Annotated in this window: 18 protein-coding genes; 6 read left to right on the forward strand and 12 right to left on the reverse strand. The window is 74.6% G+C overall.

Annotated features, from left to right (window positions below; genetic code table 11):
- Positions 1 to 12: 12 nt before the first annotated feature.
- Complete coding sequence (locus tag VE546_RS02325; protein WP_324917498.1) at positions 13 to 525, forward strand: ferritin-like domain-containing protein; 513 nt, start codon at positions 13 to 15, stop codon at positions 523 to 525.
- A gap of 23 nt (positions 526 to 548) precedes the next feature.
- Positions 549 to 1,442, forward strand: a complete 894-nt coding sequence (locus VE546_RS02330; RefSeq protein WP_324917451.1) for an aminoglycoside phosphotransferase family protein — start codon at positions 549 to 551, stop codon at positions 1,440 to 1,442.
- A gap of 55 nt (positions 1,443 to 1,497) precedes the next feature.
- Here VE546_RS02330 and VE546_RS02335 read toward each other — a convergent pair whose 3' ends face one another.
- The 9 genes from VE546_RS02335 to VE546_RS02375 form a co-directional block, all read right to left on the reverse strand.
- On the reverse strand, positions 1,498 to 3,225 hold the full coding sequence (locus tag VE546_RS02335; RefSeq protein WP_324917454.1) for a proline--tRNA ligase: 1,728 nt from the start codon (positions 3,223 to 3,225) through the stop codon (positions 1,498 to 1,500).
- A 67-nt stretch (positions 3,226 to 3,292) separates the two neighbouring features.
- Positions 3,293 to 3,829, reverse strand: coding sequence for a GNAT family N-acetyltransferase (locus VE546_RS02340; RefSeq protein WP_324917502.1), 537 nt, complete (start codon positions 3,827 to 3,829; stop codon positions 3,293 to 3,295).
- A gap of 80 nt (positions 3,830 to 3,909) precedes the next feature.
- Positions 3,910 to 4,755 (reverse strand): GNAT family N-acetyltransferase, encoded by an 846-nt coding sequence (locus tag VE546_RS02345; RefSeq protein ID WP_324917457.1) that lies wholly within the window; start codon positions 4,753 to 4,755, stop codon positions 3,910 to 3,912.
- A gap of 88 nt (positions 4,756 to 4,843) precedes the next feature.
- The gene (gene ispG, locus VE546_RS02350; RefSeq protein ID WP_324917460.1) at positions 4,844 to 5,998 is read right to left on the reverse strand and encodes a flavodoxin-dependent (E)-4-hydroxy-3-methylbut-2-enyl-diphosphate synthase; all 1,155 of its coding nucleotides are present in this window, start codon (positions 5,996 to 5,998) and stop codon (positions 4,844 to 4,846) included.
- A gap of 228 nt (positions 5,999 to 6,226) precedes the next feature.
- A complete protein-coding gene (locus VE546_RS02355; protein ID WP_324917463.1) occupies positions 6,227 to 7,531 on the reverse strand; it encodes a site-2 protease family protein in 1,305 nt (434 codons plus the stop codon).
- Positions 7,528 to 8,790 (reverse strand): 1-deoxy-D-xylulose-5-phosphate reductoisomerase, encoded by a 1,263-nt coding sequence (gene dxr / locus VE546_RS02360; RefSeq protein ID WP_324917466.1) that lies wholly within the window; start codon positions 8,788 to 8,790, stop codon positions 7,528 to 7,530. Before dxr ends, VE546_RS02355 begins: the two co-directional genes overlap by 4 nt.
- 53 nt (positions 8,791 to 8,843) lie before the next feature.
- Positions 8,844 to 10,391: an FtsX-like permease family protein gene (locus VE546_RS02365; protein ID WP_324917469.1), complete on the reverse strand. Its 1,548-nt coding sequence runs from the start codon at positions 10,389 to 10,391 to the stop codon at positions 8,844 to 8,846.
- The gene (locus VE546_RS02370) at positions 10,388 to 11,086 is read right to left on the reverse strand and encodes an ABC transporter ATP-binding protein (protein WP_324917472.1); all 699 of its coding nucleotides are present in this window, start codon (positions 11,084 to 11,086) and stop codon (positions 10,388 to 10,390) included. Before VE546_RS02370 ends, VE546_RS02365 begins: the two co-directional genes overlap by 4 nt.
- The gene (locus VE546_RS02375; protein WP_324917475.1) at positions 11,083 to 11,622 is read right to left on the reverse strand and encodes a helix-turn-helix transcriptional regulator; all 540 of its coding nucleotides are present in this window, start codon (positions 11,620 to 11,622) and stop codon (positions 11,083 to 11,085) included. The genes VE546_RS02370 and VE546_RS02375 overlap by 4 nt, the downstream gene beginning before the upstream one ends.
- A gap of 107 nt (positions 11,623 to 11,729) precedes the next feature.
- On the opposite strand from VE546_RS02375, the gene VE546_RS02380 reads away from it, so the two are divergent.
- The 3 genes from VE546_RS02380 (at position 11,730) to VE546_RS02390 (ending at position 13,907) form a co-directional block, all read left to right on the forward strand.
- Positions 11,730 to 12,254, forward strand: a complete 525-nt coding sequence (locus VE546_RS02380) for an N-acetyltransferase (RefSeq protein WP_324917478.1) — start codon at positions 11,730 to 11,732, stop codon at positions 12,252 to 12,254.
- A 291-nt stretch (positions 12,255 to 12,545) separates the two neighbouring features.
- A complete protein-coding gene (locus VE546_RS02385; RefSeq protein ID WP_324917482.1) occupies positions 12,546 to 12,956 on the forward strand; it encodes a hypothetical protein in 411 nt (136 codons plus the stop codon).
- Positions 12,957 to 12,968: 12 nt separating this feature from the next.
- Positions 12,969 to 13,907, forward strand: coding sequence for a hypothetical protein (locus tag VE546_RS02390; protein WP_324917485.1), 939 nt, complete (start codon positions 12,969 to 12,971; stop codon positions 13,905 to 13,907).
- Here VE546_RS02390 and VE546_RS02395 read toward each other — a convergent pair.
- The 3 genes from VE546_RS02395 to VE546_RS02405 all read right to left on the reverse strand — a co-directional run bounded on the left by VE546_RS02395 (position 13,874) and on the right by VE546_RS02405 (position 17,805).
- A complete protein-coding gene (locus tag VE546_RS02395; protein WP_324917488.1) occupies positions 13,874 to 15,076 on the reverse strand; it encodes a hypothetical protein in 1,203 nt (400 codons plus the stop codon). The genes VE546_RS02390 and VE546_RS02395 overlap by 34 nt on opposite strands.
- The gene (locus tag VE546_RS02400; protein ID WP_324917490.1) at positions 15,073 to 15,771 is read right to left on the reverse strand and encodes a hypothetical protein; all 699 of its coding nucleotides are present in this window, start codon (positions 15,769 to 15,771) and stop codon (positions 15,073 to 15,075) included. Before VE546_RS02400 ends, VE546_RS02395 begins: the two co-directional genes overlap by 4 nt.
- 117 nt (positions 15,772 to 15,888) lie before the next feature.
- Complete coding sequence (locus tag VE546_RS02405; RefSeq protein ID WP_324917493.1) at positions 15,889 to 17,805, reverse strand: acyl-CoA dehydrogenase family protein; 1,917 nt, start codon at positions 17,803 to 17,805, stop codon at positions 15,889 to 15,891.
- A 234-nt stretch (positions 17,806 to 18,039) separates the two neighbouring features.
- On the opposite strand from VE546_RS02405, the gene VE546_RS02410 reads away from it, so the two are divergent.
- Positions 18,040 to 19,053, forward strand: coding sequence for a LacI family DNA-binding transcriptional regulator (locus tag VE546_RS02410; protein WP_324917496.1), 1,014 nt, complete (start codon positions 18,040 to 18,042; stop codon positions 19,051 to 19,053).
- Positions 19,054 to 19,507 lie beyond the last annotated feature (454 nt).

Raw genomic sequence — 19,507 nt, forward strand, 5'->3', positions numbered from 1 at the left:
GGACGGCGAGTGATGACCCGAACGACGACCCCGACCACTCCCACGGCTCCGGCCCCGGCCGCCCCCCGCTCCCCCGGCGACGGCGACGGCGCGCTCGCCGCCGCCCAGGCCGCGCTCGCCGCCGAGCACGCCGCCGTCTACGGCTACGGCGTCGTCGGCGGGCGGATCGCCGAGGACCGGCGCGCCGAGGCACGCCAGGCGTACGACGCGCACCGCGCACGCCGTGACGCCCTGCGCCGTACGGTGCGGAGGCTGGGAGGCGTGCCCGAACCCGCCGCCGCGGCCTATTCCCTGCCCTTCGCGGTCCCGGACGCCGCCGCCGCGGTACGGCTCGCCGCGGAGCTGGAGGAGCGGGTGGCCGCCGTCTACGCCGACCTGGTCCGGGCGGGCGAGGGCGAGCTGCGCCGGGAGGCGGCGGGCGCGCTGCGGGAGGCGGCGGTCCGCGCGGCGCGCTGGCGCGGCACGGGCGTACCCTTCCCTGGGCTCGCCGAACGCGCCGCGTCGGCGTCCCCGGAGACCTTCTGAGGACGGAAAGGGACGACCCGGGCATGGCACCTGCTCCGCACGTCGAACCCCCGCAGCGGCTGGTGCGCGCCCTGGGCGCCGGCACCCCCTGGCTGGCGGAACTCCCCGGACTGGTGCGGAAGTCGCTGGCGCGCTGGGACCTGACGGCCGAGCGGGTGATCGCCCCCGGCGGGCGCGTCAGCCTGGTCGTCCTGGTGCGCCGGGCGGACGGCGCCCCGGCCGTGCTGAAGCTGCGCGCGGCGGGCGCGGAGGCCGAGGCGGCCGCCCTGGCCCGCTGGGACGGCCATGGTGCGGTGCGGCTGCTGGACGCCGCGCCGGAGACGGGCGCGCTGCTGCTGGAGCGGCTGCACGCGGAGGTCTCCCTGCGGTCGCTGCCGGAGGCGAAGGCCACGCTGGAGGCGGTGTCGGCGCTTCGGCGGCTGTGGGTGCCCCCGGGCGGCGGACACCCCTTCACCACCGTGGAGCGGCACACCGCCCGGGCCGTGGACGGGATGCGCAAGCACCTGCCGGAAGAGGCCCGTCCGCTGCTGGAGGAGGCGCTGGCGCTGCGTTCGGCGCTGCTCGCCGACGCCCCCGAGGACGTGCTGCTGCACGGCGACTTCCGGCAGGGCGCGGTGCTCTCGGCCGACCCCGGGCGGGCGCACTGGCTGGTGGTCGGCCCGGATCCGCTGGTGGGCGAGCGGGCCTACGACCTGGCCCGGCTGGTCCGCGACCGGCTGCACGACCTGGTCGCCACCTCCGGCGCCCCCGCCCTCGCCCGGCGCCGGGTGGCCAAGCTGGCGGACTCCCTGGAGGTGGACCGCGAGCGGCTGCGCGGCTGGAGCGTGTTCCGGGCGGTCGAGTCGGGCGCCCGGCAACTGGCCGCCGGGAACCGCGCGGACGGCGAGGCGCTGCTGGAGTTCGCGGGCTGGTTGTGAGGCGGCCGGGCCCGGCGCGGAACCGGCGGTTCCGTGCCGGGCCCGGCCGGGGGTGTCACTCCGCGGGTGCCGCCGGGGCCGGGCGGACCAGCCGCTCCACCGCCGTCTCCACCGGGACCTCCTCGCGCTCGCCGGTGCGCCGGTCCCTCAGCTCCACCAGCCCCTGCGCCGCTCCCCGGCCCACCACCAGGATCGTGGGCACCCCGATCAGCTCGGCGTCGGTGAACTTCACGCCGGGCGACACGCCCGCGCGGTCGTCGACCAGGACGCGGACGCCGGCCGCGGCCAGCCGGTCCGCCAGTTCCAGGGCCAGCTCCGTCTGGGCGCCCTTGCCGGCCGCGACCAGGTGGACGTCCGCCGGGGCGACCTCGCGCGGCCAGCACAGGCCCTTGTCGTCGGCCGTCTGCTCGGCGAGCGCGGCCACCGCGCGCGAGACCCCGATGCCGTAGGAGCCCATGGTGACGCGGACGGGCTTGCCGTCCCGCCCCAGCACGTCCAGCCCGAAGGCGTCGGCGTACTTGCGGCCGAGCTGGAAGATGTGGCCGATCTCGATGGCCCGGTCCAGCCTCAGCCCGGCGCCGCAGGAGGGGCAGGGGTCGCCCGGCTCGACGGTGACCACGTCCAGGTACTCGTCGACCTCGAAGTCCCGTCCGCACACGACGTTGCGGGCGTGGGTGTCGGGCTTGTTGGCGCCGGTGATCCAGGACGTGCCGGGGGCCACCCGCGGGTCGGCGACGTAGCGGAAGGCGGTGCCGGCCAGGCCCTGCGGGCCGACGTAGCCGCGCACCAGGGCGGGGCGGCCGGTGAAGTCCTCGGCGGTGACCAGTTCGACGGTGGCGGGCGCGAGGTGTTCGGCCAGCTTGCCGAGGTCCACCTCGCGGTCGCCGGGGACGCCGACGGCCCAGATCTCCCCGTCCACCTTGACCAGGAGGTTCTTCAGGGTGGCGGAGGCGGGCACGCCCAGGTGCTCGGCCAGGGTCTCGATGGTGGGGGTGTCCGGGGTGTCCAGCTCCTCCAGCGGCGGGTGGCCGAAGGGGTCGGCGGGCGTGAGGGGGAAGGTGACGGCCTCGGTGTTGGCCGCGTAGCCGCAGGAGGGGCAGTCGGCGAAGGTGTCCTCGCCCGCGGCGGCCGGGGCGAGGAACTCCTCGGACGCCGAGCCGCCCATCGCGCCCGAGACGGCGGAGACGATCCGGTGGTCCAGGCCGAGCCGGGTGAAGATCCGCTGGTACGCCCGGCGGTGCAGCCGGTAGGACTCGGCCAGTTCCTCGTCGGAGGCGTCGAAGGAGTAGGAGTCCTTCATCAGGAACTCGCGGCCGCGCAGGACGCCCGAGCGCGGCCGGGCCTCGTCCCGGTACTTGGTCTGGATCTGGTAGAGGATCACCGGCAGGTCCTTGTAGGACGTGCACTGGTCCTTGACGACCTGGGTGAAGATCTCCTCGTGGGTGGGCCCGAGCAGGTAGTCGGCGCCCTTGCGGTCCTTCAGCCGGAACAGCAGCTCGCCGTACTCCTCCCAGCGGCCGGAGGTCTCGTAGGGCTCCCTGGGCAGCAGGGCCGGGAGCAGGACCTCCTGGCCGCCGATGGCGTCCATCTCCTCGCGGACGATCCGGGTGACGTTCTCCAGGACCTGCTTGCCCAGCGGGAGCCAGGTCCAGATCCCGGCGGCGGTGCGGCGGACGTAGCCGGCGCGGACCAGGAGCCGGTGGCTGAGGGTCTCGGCGTCGGCCGGGTCCTCGCGCAACGTCTTCAGCATCAGGCGGGACATGCGCTGGACGCGGGCTGCCATGGGTCTCTCCTGCGGACGGTGTACCGGGTGGCGCGGGGCCGCGCCCAGGGCGCGGCCCCGCAGGAGACTACCGGCGCCGCAGCGGCAGCGGCGCGCCCATCACCACGTACGGGCTCGGCGCGCTCGGGAACAGCACGTGGCGGGCCAGGTCGCGGTAGCCCAGCGAGCGGTAGAGGGCGCGGGCCGGGCTCTCGGTGTCGATCGCGGAGAGGATCGAGCGCGGCTCCTCGGCGCCGTCGGTGATCCTGGTGATCAGCTCCCGGCCGATGCCGCGCTTCTGGTAGTCAGGGTGGACGTGCAGCTCGGTGATGACGAAGGCGTTGTCGAGCCATTCCACGTGCCCGGCCCGGCGCAGGTACGGCTCGACGACCGTGGACCACCACTGCGTGCGGTCGTTGGGCATGCCGTAGACGAAGCCGACCAGCCGCCCGGCCGGCGTGGTGGCGCCCAGCGCGCGGGTGCCGGGGCCCGCCAGGTGCCGCAGCACGATGTGGCGGCGCACGCCCACCTCGTCGTCGGTCAGTCCGAAGGCGAGCGCCTGCACGGCGAGCGCCTCGTCCACCCGGGCGGCGAGGTCCAGGGGACCGACCACGACGTCTTCCATGGTCATCGACCCTACTGGAGAGCGCCGGGAGATTTCAGCGGACATCCGCACGCGGCTCCCCGGGCGCGGGGGCGGCGCGCTCAGAACAGCACGCTCATGAACGCCCCGACCTCCTGGAAGCCCACCCGCCGGTACGCCGCGCGGGCCGCGGTGTTGTAGTCGTTGACGTAGAGGCTGGCGACCGGGGAGACCTCGGTCAGCGCGTAGCGCAGCACCGCGGCCATGCCGGTGACCGACAGGCCCTCGCCCCGGCGCTCCGGCGCGACCCACACGCCCTGGATCTGGCACGCCTGCGGCGTGACGGCGCCGATCTCGGCCTTGAAGACCACCCTGCCGTCCTCGATCCGGGCGAAGGACCGGCCGGCGCCGACCAGTTCGGCGACGCGGGCCTGGTAGATCAGCCCGCCGTCCCCGGCGAGCGGGGAGACGCCGATCTCCTCGGTGAACATCGCCACGCAGGCCGGCATCAGCACGTCCATCTCGTCCTTGCGGACGCGCCGCACGTACGGGTCCGGCCGTATGCCCTCGGGGAGGCGGTCGGTGACCATCAGCGGCTGGTGCGGCCGGACCTCGCGGGCCGGGCCCCAGTGCGGTTCGAGGTGGGCCCACAGGGCGGCGGTGGGCCCGGCGGGGCCGACGATGGACGAGCAGCGGCGGCCCTGGCGGCGCGCCCGCTCGGCGAAGGCGCGCACGGCCTCCCGGCCCGCGCAGACGGGGACGAGGTTGGCCCCGGAGTAGCACAGGGACTCCAGCCGCCCGCGGTGGTACCAGCCCCACATCTCGCCGCCGAGCCGCCAGGGGTCCAGACCGGACACCCGGACGCGGGCGGCCACGAAGGCGTTGTTGACGGGCTCGCGGTCGAGCACCGCGAGGGCGTCGTCGAGTTCGTGGGGCTCGACGACACGGGTGGTGGTGGTCGTCAACACGTGGAATGCCTCACCGTGCGGCCTGAAGGGATGTGGGAGCGATGTTCCCGCACTGTACCTCCAGGTCCGCACGGCGGCGTACGTCGCGTCAGCTCACGGAGACCTGGGGCGGGCCGGAGAGCACCCCGTCCTTCTCCATCTGCTCGGCGAGCTTCATGGCCTCGTCGATGAGGGTCTCGACGATCTTCGACTCGGGCACGGTCTTGATGACCTCGCCCTTGACGAAGATCTGGCCCTTGCCGTTGCCGGAGGCGACGCCGAGGTCGGCCTCGCGGGCCTCGCCGGGGCCGTTGACGACACAGCCCATGACGGCCACCCGCAGCGGGACCTCCATGCCCTGCAGGCCGGCGGTGACCTCGTCGGCGAGCTTGTAGACGTCCACCTGGGCGCGGCCGCAGGAGGGGCAGGAGACGATCTCCAGCCGGCGCTGGCGCAGCCCCAGGGACTCCAGGATCTGGATGCCGACCTTGATCTCCTCCACCGGGGGCGCCGAGAGCGAGACGCGGATGGTGTCGCCGATGCCCTGGCTCAGCAGGGCGCCGAAGGCGACGGCGGACTTGATGGTGCCCTGGAAGGCCGGACCGGCCTCGGTGACGCCCAGGTGCAGGGGGTAGTCGCACCGCTCGGCCAGCAGCCGGTAGGCGTTGATCATCACGACCGGGTCGTTGTGCTTGACCGAGATCTTGATGTCGCGGAAGCCGTGCTCCTCGAACAGCGAGCACTCCCACAGCGCGGACTCCACCAGCGCCTCGGGGGTGGCCTTGCCGTACTTGGCCAGCAGCCGCTTGTCCAGCGAGCCGGCGTTGACGCCGATGCGGATGGGGATGCCCGCGTCGGAGGCGGCCTTGGCGATCTCCTTGACCTTGTCGTCGAACTGCCGGATGTTGCCCGGGTTGACCCGCACCGCCGCGCAGCCGGCGTCGATGGCGGCGAAGACGTACTTGGGCTGGAAGTGGATGTCCGCGATCACCGGGATCTGGGACTTCCTGGCGATGACCGGCAGGGCGTCGGCGTCGTCCTGGCTCGGTACGGCCACCCGGACGATCTGGCAGCCGGCGGCGGTCAGCTCGGCGATCTGCTGGAGCGTGGCGCCGATGTCCGCGGTGACGGTGGTGGTCATCGACTGCACGGAGACCGGGGCGTCGCCGCCGACGGCCACGGAACCGACCTGGATCTTCCGGCTGACCCGTCGGTCGGCCAGCTTCGTCGGTACGGACGGCATTCCGAGCGCAATCGCTGTCATGTGGTGTGCAACCCCAAGCTGTGGTCCAAGTGCCCCGATCGGCCGCGGGCTCCGGCCATTCGAGATTACGGCACGCGGGGGGCACCCGGCACACGGTGGTCCGCCGTACGCCGCGCGGGGCGGACGCGGGCGAACGGCGGGCGCACGGCAGGCGAACACCGGGCGGACACCGGACGGACACGGCGCGGCGGCCGGGCGCCGCCGCCCGGCCGCCGTCCGCCCGGTCGGCTATCCGGTCAGGCGCACCGGGTTGACGATGTCCGCGATCAGCACCAGCAGCGTGAAGCAGACGAAGATGCCCGCCACCACGTACGCCACCGGCATCAGCTTCGCCACGTCGAACGGCCCGGGGTCGGGGCGGCGCAGGGCCTTGGCGAAGCCCCGCCGCACCGACTCCCACAGGGCGCCCGCGATGTGGCCGCCGTCCAGTGGCAGCAGGGGCAGCATGTTGAACAGGAACAGCGACAGGTTGAAGCCCGCGACCAGGAAGAGCATCACCGCGATCCGCTGCTCCGCGGGGATCTCCAGCGCGAAGACGTCGCCGCCGACCCGGGCCGCGCCGACCACGCCCATCGGGGAGTCCGGCTCGCGCTCGGCGCCGGCGAAGGCGGCGTTCCACAGCCCCGGGATCTTCTCCGGCAGGCTGATCAGGGACTCCACGCCGCTGACCATCATGTCGCCCATGCGGTCGACGGCCTGCGGGAAGGACTGTTCGACCACGCCGGTGGCCGGGGAGAAACCGAGGAAGCCGGTGGTGACGTACTCGCCCTCGACGTAGCCGCCGCGCCCGTCGGACTTGGCGACCTCGTTCCTCACCAGGTTCGCGTGGAGGGTCCTGCGCTCCCCGTCGCGCTCGACGGTGATGGTGGCCGGCCCGATGGTGTCGCGGATGCGCTGCTGGAGGTCGCTCCACTCGGTGACCTCCTTGCCGTTGAAGGCCACGATGGTGTCGCCGGGCCTGAGGCCGGCCTTCTCGGCCGGGGAGTCCGGGGCGCCCTCGGGGCAGGTGTCGGTCCTGGCCGAGACCTTGATCACGCAGTCGGAGACGGTGGAGACGGTGGTGGTCTGGGTGCTGATGCCGAAGGTCATCAGCGTGGCGAGGAAGATCACCACGGCCAGCACCAGGTTCATGAAGGGGCCGGCGAACATCACGATCACGCGCTTCCAGGGCTTGCGCGTGTAGAACAGCCGGTTCTCGTCGCCCGGCTGGAGCTCCTCGAAGGCCGCCGCGCGGGCGTCCTCGATCATGCCCCGGAAGGGGGAGGTGGAGCGCTGCCTGAGGGCGCCGTCCTCGCCGGGCGGGAACATGCCGATCATGCGGATGTAGCCGCCGAGCGGGATCGCCTTGATGCCGTACTCCGTCTCGCCCTTCTTCCTCGACCACAGGGTCGGGCCGAAGCCGACCATGTACTGCGGCACGCGGATGCCGAACATCTTGGCCGTGGACAGGTGGCCGAGTTCGTGCCAGGCGATGGAGAACAGCAGGCCGACGACGAAGACGACTATGCCGAGAATGGTCATCACCGTCGTCATGCGCGTACCTCCGCTGTCATGCGTGCCGCCAGTTCGCGGGCGCGGGCGCGGGCCCATGCCTCTGCGTCGAGGACTGCGTCGAGCGACAGGCCGGTTCCCTGCGGGACGCCGTGCTCCTCGACCACCGCGGCGACCGTATCCACTATGCCGTTGAACGGCAGCCCGCCGGACAGGAACGCCTCGACGCACTCCTCGTTGGCGGCGTTGAAGACCGCCGGGGCGGTGCCGCCCAGCGCGCCGACGTGGCAGGCCAGCGCCACGGACGGGAAGGCCTTCTCGTCCAGCGGGAAGAACTCCCAGGTCATCGCCTTGGACCAGTCGAAGACGGGACCGGCGTCGGGCACCCGGTGCGGCCAGCCCAGACCGAGCGCGATGGGCAGCCGCATGTCGGGCGGGCCGCACTGGGCGAGCGTGGAGCCGTCGGTGAACTCCACCATCGAGTGGATGTAGGACTGGGGGTGGACGACGACCTCGATGCGGTCGAAGGGGATGTCGTACAGCAGGTGCGCCTCGATGACCTCCAGGCCCTTGTTGACCAGGGTCGCGGAGTTGATCGTGATCACCGGGCCCATCTCCCAGGTGGGGTGGGCCAGGGCGTCGGCGGGCGTGACGTCCGCCAGCTCCTCGCGGGTCCGTCCCCGGAAGGGGCCGCCGGAGGCGGTCACCAGCAGCTTGCGGACCTCGCCCCGGGTGCCGCCCATCAGCGCCTGGAACAGGGCCGAGTGCTCGGAGTCGACGGGGACGATCTGGCCGGGCTCCGCCAGGTCCTTCACCAGCGGTCCGCCGACGATCAGGGACTCCTTGTTGGCCAGGGCCAGGGTGCGGCCCGCCTCCAGGGCGGCGAGGGTGGGGCGCAGGCCGATGGAGCCGGTGATGCCGTTGAGGACGGTGTGGCACTCGGACGCGGCCAGTTCGGTGGCCGCGTCCGGTCCGGCCAGCACCTCGGGCAGCGGCTCCCCGGCCCCGTACCGTGCGCGCAGCGCCTCGCGCAGTTCTCCCGCCCGGCCGGCGTCCGCGACCGCGACGGTGCGGACCTGCAGCCGGTGGGCCTGCTCGGCCAGCAGCCCCACCCGGCCGCCCGCGGCGGAGAGCCCGGTCACCCGGAAGCGGTCGGGGTTGCTGAGCACCACGTCGACGGCCTGGGTGCCGATCGATCCGGTGGATCCCAGGATCACGATGTCGCGCGGCCCGCCGTCGGCGGGGGTGTCGGCGGGGCGGCGCAGGTGCGGGTCGGCAAGGGGAGCGGGACTCTCGGTCATTCCCCCATTGTGTCCGGCCCGTGAGACGGACCGGACACCGCGTCGTCCCGGCGTCACCCCGTGCGCAGTTCCTCCACCGCCGTGCCGGCGCGCAGGAACAGCAGGCCGGCGCCGGTCGCGGCCAGCACCAGGGCGAGGGCGCCCAGGCCGTGGAGCGCCAGGTCGTCCAGGGGGACGGGGACGGGGAGGACGACGTCGGGGACGTCGACGAGGCGACTGTGCCGCTCGAAGTCCTCGGCGCACAGGGCAGGGGTCGCGTCGCAGGTCTGCGCCTGGCCCCCGAACTCCTTCACCTCCGCGCCGAAGTACCCCCGGCCCATCAGGGCGCCCACGGTCGTCGCCAGCGCCACGGCCGGGGCCAGGGGCGCGAGCGTCCGCCACAGGAGCGCCCGGCCCAGTACGGAGCGGGGCACCCCGGCGGCCACCAGGGCGGCGTGGGTGCGGCGGCGGGAGACGACGGCCTCGGCGACGGCGACCAGCAGGCCGGCGGCCGCGATCACCAGGGCGACGACGACGGCCGCGTCCACCAGGTCCATGGTGTCCAGGTAGAAGGTGTCGGGCTGGTACGTCCCCGTCCCGCCGGTCGCCTCGCCGCGGAGGCGCTGCGCCTCCGCCCTGGCCTCGGCCAGGGCGGTGAAGTAGGCGCGCACGGCCACCGCCCCCGCCCCGAGGACCACGGCCACCAGCAGCGCGGCGAGGGCGCGGCTGCCGTGCCACGGGTCGGCGAGCAGTCCGCGTGCCGCGAGCAGCGGGGCCGGGCGGCGGGCGAGGCGGTGCAGCACCCGTCCGGTGGTGTGGGAGATCCACCCGGTGCCGAGCACCACGCCGAGGGCGGCGAGGAGTCCGCCTCCGAAGAGCAGGACGAACGGCAGCGGGGAGGAGGGGCCGCCGGTGTCCGCGTACCGCTCCGCGAACCCCTTCGAGGCGGAGAACGCGCCGACGCCGAGCACGATCAGGACGCCGGGCCACGGCCTCGGCGCCCGCCCGGGGCGCGTCCGCCGGGTCACCCCGAACGGGCTCACCACCACCCGGCGCAGCATCACCGCGGCGGCCGCCGCCGCGAGCAGCGGCACGCCCAGGACCACGGCGGCGATCGCGGGGACGGGGGGCAGGACGTCGGTGGGCAGCGGCAGCCTGCCCTGTCCGTCCGGCCGGTGCAGCGCCCGGTGTCCGATCAGGTACACCGCGAGCCCGGCGCAGGTGCCCAGCAGGCTCGCCACCCCGGTCTCGGCGGCGGCGACGGCCACGGTCTGGCGCGGGGTGGCGCCCGCCAGCCGGATCGCGGCGAGCCGCCGGTCGCGGGCGGGTGCGCCGAGCCGGGCGCACTGCCCGGCCAGGGCCAGCACCGGGATGCCGAGCATCAGCAGGGCGGCGGCCACGCCGGGCCGCAGTCCGGGTTCGCGCAGCAGCGCGCCGGCGTACTGGTCGGACAGGGGGACGCCCGCGCCGTGCGGGGGCCCGGGGTCGGGTATGGCCAGCACGTTCAGTGCGGCGAGCACCGCCAGGGCGGCGAGGGCGGCGCCGGCCGCGGTGAGCACCACCCGCAGGGTGTCGGTGCGGGTTCCGGCGAACGCCAGCCTGAGCAGCGTGGTGAACCTCATCGGCGCCCGCCGATCGACAGGTCGGCACCGAGACCGGTCGGGTCCACCGCGCCGTCCCGGAGGGCGACCTCGCGGTCGGCGTAGGCGGCGACCGCGGCCTCGTGGGTGACGAGCACGACGCTGGTGCGCCGCTCGTGGACGACCCGGGTGAGCTGCGCCAGCAGCCGCTCCCCGGCGAGCGCGTCCAGCGCCCCGGTGGGTTCGTCGGCGAAGAGGACGCGCGGCTCGGTGACCAGGGCCCGCGCGGCGGCGCACCGCTGCTGCTGGCCGCCGGACATCTCCCCCGGCCGGACGTCGGCCACGTCCGCCACCCCCAGCCGCTCCATCCAGTCCAGCGCGGCTGCGCGGGCCTCGTGCCGCCGCCGCCCCGCGAGCAACAGCGGCAGGGCGACGTTCTCCGCCGCCGTCAGCTCGGGGACGAGCTGCCCGAACTGGAACAGCACCCCGAAGTCGGTGCGCCGCAGCCGCGAGCGGTCGGCCTCCGAGCGGGTGTCCAGGCGCCGCCCCTCGTACAGCACCTCGCCCGCGTCAGGGCGCAGGATGCCGGCCAGGCAGTGCAGCAGCGTGGACTTGCCGCAGCCGCTGGGGCCGGTGACGGCGAGGATCTCCCCCTCGGCCACCTCCAGGTCGACGCCGCGGAGCGCGGGCGTGGGTCCGTAGGACTTCACGAGCCCGCGGGCTTGCAGGAACGTCATGAGCGCACCTCCCGGTGCAGGTCGGCGACGCGCTCCAACGTGGTGCGCAACCAGCGCAGGTCGGCGTCGAGATGGGCGATGGCGTAGTCCGCGGCGATCACGTCGGCGGGCGGGGACGCCGGGTCGGTCTTGACGGCGGTCAGCTCCCGCAGCCGGGCGGTGTGCGCCTGCCGCTGCGCGGTGAGGTAGTCGCGGGCCTGGTCGACGCCGTCCACGAGCAGGGCGACGACGACCTTGGCCAGCAGGGTGCTGCTGACGTACGGGGCCGGTGTCTCGACCGCCTCCAGCCAGGCGCGGAGCTTCTCCCGCCCGGCGTCGGTGAGGGCGAACTCGGTGCGGTCGGGGCCGCCGTCGCGGCTCTGTCCCCGCTTCTCCACCAGGCCGTCGCGTTCCAGCCTGCCGAGCGTGCCGTAGACCTGGCCGAAGGCGATCGGTTTGGCCCGGGGGAGACGCTGGTCGTGCGCCTTCTTCAGGTCGTAGCCGTGCATCGGCCCGGCGGCCAGCAGGGCGAGCAGGACGTGGGCTGCGGTCGACATGACGCGGACTATTCCCTGAGAGAATAGTCCGCGTCAAGTCGCTCCCGGCGGGCCGTGGTCCGGGAAACCGCGTTGCCCCGGGGCCGGGGGCGCGTCAGACTGCCGCGGTGCTGATCCGACGCGAAACGCCCGCCGACACCCCCGCCGTGCGCGCCGTGACCGGTGCCGCCTTCGCCAGGGCGGACACCCCCGTCCCGGTCGAGGTCACCCTGTTGGACGAGCTGCGCGGCAGCCGGGCGTGGCTGCCCGCGCTGTCGCTGGTGGCGGAGGGGCCGGACGGCGAGGTCGTCGGACACGTGGTGGGCACCCGCGGGCACGTCGGCGGCGCCCCCGCGGTGGGGCTGGGCCCCCTGAGCGTGCACCCCGGCCACCAGGGGCGCGGCGTCGGCTCGGCGCTCGTCCACACCGTGCTCGGCGCGGCCGACGCCCTCGGCGAGCCGCTGGTGGCCCTGCTCGGCGAGCCCGCCTACTACGGGCGGTTCGGCTTCCGCGCGAGCACCGAGTACGGCGTCGTCCCGCCGGACCCCGCCTGGGGGACGTACTTCCAGGTCCGCACCCTGGCCGCGTACGACCCGGACGACCCCGCGCTGCGCGGCGCCTTCGCCTACGCGGAGCCGTTCGACCGGGTCTGAGCCGTCCGGGCGCGGCGGCGACCGGCGGGCTGGACGGGCCGAGGGAGGCGACAGCGGTGGGCGGCGGGGCGCGCCGGGGAGCCGGTGGGCAGCCGAACGGCGCGTACTCGCCGGGCCCACCGGGCCCCGGCAGGGCGAACCCGCCGGTCTGCCGCTCGAATTGCCCACATCGCCCGGCGGCACGGCGGACCGAGCCGCGTTCGGCCTCCTCGAGCGTGTTCGCGGTACTACGATCGGTAGGCGGCAACGTGCCCGGCAGGCGGACGGCTTCGAGGGACCGCGGGGGGAATCGTGAGCAGCGAGTTGGCCCAACTGGTCGCGGCGTCGGCGAACACGCTCGTCGCGCTGATGCTGACCGACGCCTGGAACCAGGCCCGTGACCAGGTGGTCGGCGTGTGGCGCCGGTTCCGGCCCGAGCAGGCGGACGCGGTCTCCGGGCAGCTCGACGCCTCGGCCGACGACCTGGCGCAGGCCCGGCAGGCGGACGACGGCGAGGCCGAGGGCGAGATCCGCGGCGAGTGGAGCGGCAGGCTCCGGCGCCTGGTGCGGGACGAGCCCGAAGCGGCCGGAGCGCTGGAGGAGTTCGTCCGGCGGTACGCGTCGCAGGTTCCCGCGGCGGGCGGCACGACGGTGGTGCAGAGCGCCCACGCGTCGGGGAAGTCCCGCGTCCACCAGGCCGGCCGCGACATGAACATCCGCTGAGACCGGCCCGGCATGGACACGGACGACACCGGCGAAGGCACCACCGTCCGGCAGGACGGCAGCGCCCGGGAGCACGGCAGGGTCCTCCAGGCGGGAAGGGACCTGAACCACGGCTTGTCCGGCCGCGCGGTGACGCGGCTGGTCATGGGCGTCCTGTCGGTCTTCCTCGGCGGGCTGCTGGCCTTCTACGTCGTGGGGCGGACCGAGTCAAAGGGCGCGGCCGGGCCGACGGCGCCCGCCCCGCCCTCCGAGTACACCTGGGCGGCCGGGAAGGGGACGGGCATCGAGGCGACGCTGAGCATGCGCGAATCCGGTCTCGTCCAGGTGTCGAAGTACCTTCCCACCGCCCGGGAGGAACGCGCCTACCTCCACGACCTGACGAAGGCCCGGGGCACGCCCGGATGGGAGGCGTTCCGGGAGAGGCAGCACCCCGTCAAGGTCGAGGACTCGTTCAAGCTGTCGGTGGTCAACACCGGCGGCGCCCGGCTGCGCATCCTGGACATCAGGCCCTCCTCGCTCGACTGCGAGCCCGCGATCGACGAGGCGTTCTACCCGCCGGTCGGCGGGGGCGGGGGCGAGCAGGTGGTCCACGCGGTGCTGGACCTCGACCGCGAACGGCCGCGCCTGATGGCCGGTGGCCGGGACTACTTCCGCCACTACTCCGTTCCCCTGCCGCCCGGTGACGCCTTCGACATCTTCGTCCAGATGAAGATCGAACGCTCCTTCTGCCGCTTCTTCCTGGAGGTCGAGTACCTCGACCCCGCGGGCAAGCCGCGGACGATGACGGTGAAGGACCCCTCCTACGGCGCCGGGTGGAAGAGGTCCGGCCCCGTGGAGGGGCCGTTCGAGATCAGCGCCAGACTGCCCGACGAGACGCGCTACCGGCGGGCGTACGAGGTGAAGGACGATCCGCTCGGCTACGTCCGCGGCGGGGAGGGCCGGTCCGGCTGAGCCCCGTCCCGCGGAATCCCGTCCGGCCGCCCGGTGAGCCGCGGGGCGAGGGCCGCCGCGGCGGCGGCCAGCCCGACCGCCCAGCCCAGGACGGCGGCGTGGGTGAGGCCCGCCGGCGGGGAGAGCACCTGGACCAGCAGCGCCGCCGAGACCTCCCCCTGCCGCTGCCACAGCAGCACCGCCTCGATGCCGACCGCGTACAGCACGCACTGGTAGGTGCACACGCCCCAGCCCCAGGCGAAGGCGGCGAGGGGGCGGGAGGGGGCCTTCGCCAGCAGGCCCAGCCAGAAGTAGGCCAGGGGCCAGCAGCAGAGCAGGGAGACCCCGGCCGCCAGCGCCGGGAGCAGGGAGGCGAACTGGGCGGCCTGCCACTCGCGCTGCACATAGGGCACGCCCTCGTACGGCTCCCAGCGCTCCGACCACGCCAGCAGGAACGCGTCCTCCAACCCCTCGCGTCCGCAGGGGGCGCGGGGGCCGCACAGCGTCTGCGGCCCGGTCACGACGTGGTCGCGCAGCAGGACGAGGACGGCGGTGGACAGGACCACCACCGCCAGGGAGAGCACCAGCCGGTCCGGGATGCGGAGCCCCGGGGCGGGCGGCCGGTCCCCGCCGGGCCCGTCACCGGGGGCGGGGGCCGGGAGGGACGCGGGAGAGGCCGTCACATCCCGTACGACGACCGCCGCGCCGCCCAGCAGGGCCAGCCAGACGGCATGGCCCGCGAACGCCTGGGCGTCCGCCACCACCAGTTCGAGCGTCTCCCGCCGCGGCGCCGTGCCGAGCAGCAGCGGACGCAGGTTCGCCGCGGCGAGCGCGACCAGGTTCGCCGGCGCGGCCAGCAGCGGGAGCAGGAGCAGCCACACCACGCCGCGGATCTCGACGGGGAGGAGACGGGGCGCGGCCCAGCGGACCGCGCCCACCAGGAGCGCGGTGAACACCAGCATGCGCACCGCCTCGTAGCGGGCGGCGTCCCAGCCGCCGCCGGAGTGGTACAGCAGTGCGTGGGAGACGGTGAGCAGCCGGAACCTGGTGGGCGCGTCGTCCCGGTCGAAGCCGTCGTCCAGGGCCCAGTCCAGTTGCCCCGGCAGGACGGCGAGCACCTCCGCGAGGGCGAGGCCGAGCAGGCAGGCCGCCGTCGCCCTGCCCTCGTGGGAGGTGATCCGGGCTCTCATCGGCCGGCCCCCGCTCCGGTGGCGGTGGTGCCGGTGGCCGTGACCCGGAACGGGCGGCCGTGGTGGTCGATCACGTCCGTCCGCGTCCGCACGCCGTCCGACCACCGTACGGTGGCCCTCCAGTCGCAGTCGTACCGCCGTGTGGTGCCCGAGAACCGCAGGACGAACCGCTCCCCCGGTCCGATGTCCAGGGGGAGGCCGAAACCGGCCTGGGGCCGGGCCGAGACCGCGCGCCCCAGCGGCAGTCCGTCCAGGTCCACGGCGATCACCGGGGCCAGCGGCGGCCCGGGCCCGTCGCAGCCCGTGGGCGGCACCGCGATCCCCTCCACCGGCGCGGCCCGTCTGGTCACCTCGGCGGTGACGGCCTCGATGCGCACGCCGCGGCGCCTTCCGCCCTCCAGGGTGAGGACGGTCTCGGCCTTTCCGGGGAAGGCCGCGCCGGTGCGGCGCAGCCAGTGCCGGTAGAGGCGGTCGTCCTCGAACGGCGGAATGCCGTCCGGCGCGCTCCCCGCACCGGACGGCAGGATCCAGGTGCTCCGGCAGGGGCTGTCGGAGGGCTCGGATTCCAGCCGGGGGCCGGAACCGGGCCCGGCGGCCCGTCCGTCCGGCGGAGTGCCCGGGGCGAGGAGCAGCACTCCGAGCAGCGCCGCCGCCACGGCCGCCGCCCGCGCCCCCGCCCTGCCCGGCAACCGCACCGCCGCCTCCGTGGTCCTCCGGTCCTCCCCCGACAGGATGGCCTGCGGGCGGCCCCGGGGGGCGCCCGTTCGGGAAAACGGCACGGACGCGGCCGGTCACAGGGGCCGGACGGCCGGTCAGGCGATGGAGCGGTGGACGTCGGCGCGTTCCGAGGGGCCGGGGGCGGTCTCCGCGATCCAGGGACCGGGGGTGGAGGGGTCGATGACACCGTCCTCCAGCCAGGTGTAGGCGCCGCCGAGGACACCGCGGACGACCTTGCGGTCGGTGTCGTCGGTGTTGGTCCACAGCCGGCCGAAGAGTTCCTCGGTGCGGATGCGGGCCTGGCGGCAGAAGGCGTCGGCGAGCTGGTAGGCGGCGCGGCCGTGCTCGCCGTCGGAGCGCAGCATCTCGGCCCGGACGCAGGCCGCGCTCATGGCGAACAGTTCGGCGCCGATGTCCACGATCCGGCCCAGGAAGCCCTGCTTGGCCTCCAGCTTCGCCTGCCAGCGGGACATGCCGTAGAAGGTGGCGCGGGCCAGCCGGCGGGAGGCGCGTTCGACGTAGCGCAGGTGGGCGGCCAGGTTCGGGTGGCCCGCCGGGTGGAAGTCCCGGTAGGTGCCGGGGAGCTGCCCGGGGCCGGCGACCAGTTTCGGCAGCCAGCGGGCGTAGAAGCCGCCGGCGCGGACGGCCGCCCTCCCCTTGTCCGCCAGGGACGCGCCGGGGTCGACCAGGTCGCCCGCGACCGTCAGGTGGGCATCGACGGCCTCGCGGGCGATGAGCAGGTGCATGATCTCCGTCGAGCCCTCGAAGATGCGGTTGATGCGCAGGTCGCGCAGCACCTGCTCGGCGGGTACGCCGCGTTCGCCGCGGGCGGCGAGGGAGTCGGCGGTCTCGAAGCCGCGCCCGCCGCGGATCTGGACCAGTTCGTCGGCCATCCGCCAGGCCATCTCCGAGCCGTAGAGCTTGGCCAGGGCGGCCTCGATGCGGATGTCGGTGCGCTCCTCGTCGGCGAGCTGGGAGGACAGGTCGAGGACGGCCTCCAGGGCGAAGGTGGTCGCGGCGATGAAGGAGATCTTGGCGCCGACGGCCTCGTGGTGGGCGATCGGCTTGCCCCACTGCTCGCGGGCCGCGGACCACTCGCGGGCGATCCTCAGGCACCACTTGCCCGCGCCCGCGCACATCGCGGGCAGGGAGAGGCGGCCGGTGTTGAGGGTGGTCAGCGCGATCCTCAGGCCCGCGCCCTCGGGGCCGATCCGGTTGGCGGCCGGGACGCGGACGCGGTGGAAGCGGGTGACGCCGTTCTCGATGCCGCGCAGGCCCATGAAGGCGTTGCGGTTCTCCACGGTGATGCCCTCGGAGCCGGCCTCGACGACGAAGGCGGTGATGCCGCCGCGACGGCCCTCGGACTGCGGCACGCGCGCCATGACGACGAGCAGGTCGGCGACGACGCCGTTGGTGGTCCACAGCTTCACGCCGTCCAGGACGTAGTGGTCCCCGTCGGGCACGGCGGTGGTCGCCAGCCGGGCCGGGTCGGAGCCGACGTCCGGCTCGGTGAGCAGGAACGCCGAGATGTCGCCGGCGGCGCAGCGCGGCAGGAAGGCCTCCTTCTGCTCGTCGGTGCCGAAGAGCTTCAGCGGCTGGGGGACGCCGATGGACTGGTGGGCCGAGAGCAGCGCGCCGACGGCGGGGCTGGCCGAGGCGGCCAGGGCCAGCGCCCTGTTGTAGTGGAGCTGGCTCAGGCCCAGGCCGCCGTAGCGCGGGTCGATCTTCATGCCGAACGCGCCGATGGACTTCAGGCCCTTGACCACCTCGTCAGGGATGCGCCCCTCGCGGTCGATGAGGCGGCCGTCCACCGTCGTCTCGCAGAACTCCCGCAGCCGGGCGAGGAACTCCTCGCCGCGCCGGACGTCCTCGTCCGCGGGCCGGGGGTGGGGGTGGACCAGACCGAGGCGGAAGCGGCCGAGGAAGAGTTCCCTGGCGAAGCTCGGTTTGCGCCAGTGCTGCTCCCTCGCGTCCTCGGCCACCTGTCGTGCTTCGCGTTCGGAGACGGTCATCGCGGGCTCACCTCGCACTACCGACGAGTATTACCTGGCCGCATGTACCCGTTTCATACTTTATGTAACGAAAGTCGGTCCGTGTGTGTTCGGGTATGGTCCTTCAGTTGAAGCGCTTCGACTGCCCGGCATCGCGCATCTGGACAGCTCCCCGGCTCCGGTCTAGGGTCAGTCGGCAGATTCACTGTCGAAGCGCTTCACCTGCTGCTTCCCGCACCGCCCAGGAGAAGGCCCATGGTCACCCTCGCCGAGGTCGCCCGGCACGCCGGAGTCTCCGCCAGCACCGTGAGCTACGTCCTCAGCGGCAAGCGTTCCATCTCCGCCGCCACCCGGGAGCGCGTGGAGCAGAGCATCCGGGAGCTGGGCTACCACCCCAACGCGGGCGCGCGGGCGCTGGCCAGCAGCAGGTCGAACATCATCGCCCTGATGATGCCGCTGCGCACCGACATGTACGTGCCGGTGATGATGGAGATCGCGCTGGCCGTCGCCACCACCGCCCGCTCCCACGACCACGACGTCCTGCTGCTGACCGGCGAGGAGGGCCCGGCGGCCGTGCGCCGGGTGGTGGGCAGCGGGCTGGCCGACGCGATGATCCTGATGGACGTCGAGCTGGACGACGCCCGGCTGCCGCTGCTGCGTGACGCCGGACGCCCCGCCGTGCTGATCGGCATTCCCGCCGATCCGACCGGGCTCACCTGCGTCGACCTGGACTTCACCGCCACCGGCGCGCTGTGCGTGGAGCACCTGGCCGGGCTGGGCCACCGCGACATCGCGGTGGTCGGCGAGGCCGCCGCCGTCTACGAACGGCACACCGGTTTCGCCGAGCGGACCCGGGACGGGCTGCGCGCCCGCGCCGCCGAGCTGGGCGTACGGCTGCTGCACCGGCCGTGCGAGGGCAGCTACGCGGCGATGGCCGGGACGCTCGCCCGGATCTTCGAGGAGCGCCCGGGCACCACCGCCTTCATCGTGCAGAACGAGGCCGTCATCGACCCGCTGCTCAGCCTGCTGCGCCAGCAGGGCCGGGCCGTCCCCGAGGACGTCTCGGTGGTCGCCATCTGCCCCGACCAGGTGGCCGTCCAGGCGTCCGTGCGCCTGACCTCCGTGGCCATCCCCGCCCACGAGATGGGGCGCCGGGCGGTCGAGCTGGTGATGGCCAAGGTGCGCGGCGAGCGGGAGGAGCGGCTCGAACTGCTGCCGCCGCGGCTCACCGTACGGGCCAGCTCGGGCCCGGCCCCCGTCCCCCGCTGATCCGCCGCCCCGGCCGCCCCCGGCCGACGGGCCCCGGGAGCACCCTGTCCGCACCCGCCGCCTTCTCCCCTTCGCCGTCGTCCCCGGCCCGGCCCTCCCTGCCCCACCCGCGGCACCCTCTGCGCGCGACGGCGCGCCGGAGCGGAGCGGGCGGCAGGAGACCCCGCGCCCGGCGTTCTGGGGTCCGGCGCCGTCGGCACCGGCTCCACCGCCCCGCGCTGCCGGGCGTCCCCCGGTGGAACACCGGCTTCGGCGGCTTCCACGGCGGCGCCCCGGACGACCCGGCGTACCGCGAGGTGATGGCGCGCTGGTTACGGTGCGGCACGCTCCCCCGCCGATGCGGCCGCTGCTCCCGGAGTTCCCCGGCGGCCCCGGCGCCAGTGCCTGGGGGCGGGTGCCCGGGAGCGCGCCGTCCACCCGCCGGCGGGCGCGGAGTGGACGGACGCCTGGACCG

Source organism: Streptomyces sp. (genome assembly GCF_035644915.1).
Taxonomy (GTDB): Bacteria; Actinomycetota; Actinomycetes; order Streptomycetales; family Streptomycetaceae; genus Streptomyces.